The sequence below is a fragment of the Providencia sp. PROV208 genome (assembly GCF_028479465.1).
GTDB lineage: Bacteria > Pseudomonadota > Gammaproteobacteria > Enterobacterales > Enterobacteriaceae > Providencia > Providencia alcalifaciens.
The window spans coordinates 1-3,165 of sequence record NZ_JAMPNS010000040.1; the positions used below are offsets into that span (position 1 = coordinate 1).

General features: G+C 51.8%; 2 rRNA genes. Both read right to left on the reverse strand.

Going from position 1 to position 3,165, the window contains the following annotated elements:
* Positions 1 to 3 precede the first annotated feature (3 nt).
* Positions 4 to 119 (reverse strand): 5S ribosomal RNA (gene rrf, locus PR766_RS18390).
* 142 nt (positions 120 to 261) lie between these two features.
* Positions 262 to 3,165, reverse strand: a 23S ribosomal RNA gene (locus tag PR766_RS18395).

The window sequence follows — 3,165 nt, forward strand, 5'->3', positions numbered from 1 at the left end:
AATGTCTGGCAGTTCCCTACTCTCACATGGGGAGACCCCACACTACCATCGGCGCTACGGCGTTTCACTACTGAGTTCGGCATGGGATCAGGTGGGACCACCGCGCTATGGCCGCCAGACAAATTCTGTTCGTTCCCGTTTAGCCCACTTCTTCGCTAAACCAGAACATCAATCTTGAACAAGCTGCTGTGTCCTTCACCTTCCGGCTTCTCACTCTCGTCGAAAATCAACTCTATCTCTCTAAAACACCTTCGGTGTTGTCAGGTTAAGCCTCACGGTTCATTAGTATTGGTTAGCTCAACGTATCGCTACGCTTACACACCCAACCTATCAACGTCTTAGTCTTAAACGTTCCTTTAGGACCCTTAAAGAGTCAGGGAAGACTCATCTCAAGGCAAGTTTCCCGCTTAGATGCTTTCAGCGGTTATCTTTTCCGCACTTAGCTACCGGGCAATGCCATTGGCATGACAACCCGAACACCAGTGGTGCGTCCACTCCGGTCCTCTCGTACTAGGAGCAGCCCCTTTCAATCTTCCAACGCCCACGGCAGATAGGGACCGAACTGTCTCACGACGTTCTAAACCCAGCTCGCGTACCACTTTAAACGGCGAACAGCCGTACCCTTGGGACCTACTTCAGCCCCAGGATGTGATGAGCCGACATCGAGGTGCCAAACACCGCCGTCGATATGAACTCTTGGGCGGTATCAGCCTGTTATCCCCGGAGTACCTTTTATCCGTTGAGCGATGGCCCTTCCATTCAGAACCACCGGATCACTAAGACCTACTTTCGTACCTGCTCGAGCCGTCACTCTCGCAGTCAAGCTGGCTTATGCCTTTGCACTAACCGCATGATGTCCGACCATGCTTAGCCAACCTTCGTGCTCCTCCGTTACTCTTTGGGAGGAGACCGCCCCAGTCAAACTACCCACCAGACACTGTCCGCACCCCAGATAATGGGGCAACGTTAGAACATCAAACATTAAAGGGTGGTATTTCAAGGTTGGCTCCACGCAGACTGGCGTCCACGCTTCAAAGCCTCCCACCTATCCTACACATCAAGGCTCAATGTTCAGTGTCAAGCTATAGTAAAGGTTCACGGGGTCTTTCCGTCTTGCCGCGGGTACACTGCATCTTCACAGCGAGTTCAATTTCACTGAGTCTCGGGTGGAGACAGCCTGGCCATCATTACGCCATTCGTGCAGGTCGGAACTTACCCGACAAGGAATTTCGCTACCTTAGGACCGTTATAGTTACGGCCGCCGTTTACTGGGGCTTCGATCAAGAGCTTCTCCTTACGGATAACCCCATCAATTAACCTTCCAGCACCGGGCAGGCGTCACACCGTATACGTCCACTTTCGTGTTTGCACAGTGCTGTGTTTTTAATAAACAGTTGCAGCCAGCTGGTATCTGCGACTGGCTTGAGCTCCATCCGCAAGGGACTTCACCTAATGCCAGCGTGCCTTCTCCCGAAGTTACGGCACCATTTTGCCTAGTTCCTTCACCCGAGTTCTCTCAAGCGCCTGAGTATTCTCTACCTGACCACCTGTGTCGGTTTGGGGTACGATTAATGATAATCTAGAGCTTAGAGGCTTTTCCTGGAAGCAGGGTATCAGCTACTTCGCCACCGTAGTGACTCGTCATCAGACCTCAGCATATAGTGAACCGGATTTGCCTAATTCACCTGCCTACATCCTTAAACCGGGACAACCGTCGCCCGGCCAGCCTAACCTTCTCCGTCCCCCCATCGCAATTATCACCAGTACGGGAATATTAACCCGTTGCCCATCGACTACGCATTTCTGCCTCGCCTTAGGGGTCGACTCACCCTGCCCCGATTAACGTTGGACAGGAACCCTTGGTCTTCCGGCGTGCGGGTTTTTCACCCGCATTATCGTTACTTATGTCAGCATTCGCACTTCTGATACCTCCAGCATACCTCACAGTACACCTTCACAGGCTTACAGAACGCTCCCCTACCCAACAATATTTACATATCGCTGCCGCAGCTTCGGTGCATAGTTTAGCCCCGTTACATCTTCCGCGCAGGCCGACTCGACCAGTGAGCTATTACGCTTTCTTTAAATGATGGCTGCTTCTAAGCCAACATCCTGGCTGTCTGAGCCTTCCCACTTCGTTTCCCACTTAACTATGACTTTGGGACCTTAGCTGGCGGTCTGGGTTGTTTCCCTCTTCACGACGAACGTTAGCACCCGCCGTGTGTCTCCCGTGATAACATTCTTCGGTATTCGTAGTTTGCATCGAGTTGGTAAGTCGGGATGACCCCCTAGTCGAAACAGTGCTCTACCCCCGAAGATGAGTTCACGAGGCGCTACCTAAATAGCTTTCGGGGAGAACCAGCTATCTCCCGGTTTGATTGGCCTTTCACCCCCAGCCACAAGTCATCCGCTAATTTTTCAACATTAGTCGGTTCGGTCCTCCAGTTAGTGTTACCCAACCTTCAACCTGCCCATGGCTAGATCACCGGGTTTCGGGTCTATACCCTGCAACTCATTCGCCCAGTTAAGACTCGGTTTCCCTACGGCTCCCCTATACGGTTAACCTTGCTACAGAATATAAGTCGCTGACCCATTATACAAAAGGTACGCAGTCACACCACAAGGGTGCTCCCACTGCTTGTACGTACACGGTTTCAGGTTCTATTTCACTCCCCTCGCCGGGGTTCTTTTCGCCTTTCCCTCACGGTACTGGTTCACTATCGGTCAATCAGGAGTATTTAGCCTTGGAGGATGGTCCCCCCATATTCAGACAGGATAACACGTGTCCCGCCCTACTCGTCGAGTTCACAACACTAACACCTTCGGATACGGGGCTATCACCCTTTACTGCCGGCCTTTCCAGACCGTTCTCCTGATGCTAATGCTGATTAAGACTCTGGGCTGCTCCCCGTTCGCTCGCCGCTACTAGGGGAATCTCGGTTGATTTCTTTTCCTCGAGGTACTGAGATGTTTCAGTTCCCTCGGTTCGCTTCGTTTGACTATGTATTCATCAAACGATAGTGCAACGAATTGCACTGGGTTTCCCCATTCGGAAATCGTCGGTTATAACGGTTCATATCACCTTACCGACGCTTATCGCAGATTAGCACGTCCTTCATCGCCTCTGATTGCCTAGGCATCCACCGTGTACGCTTAGTCGCTTAA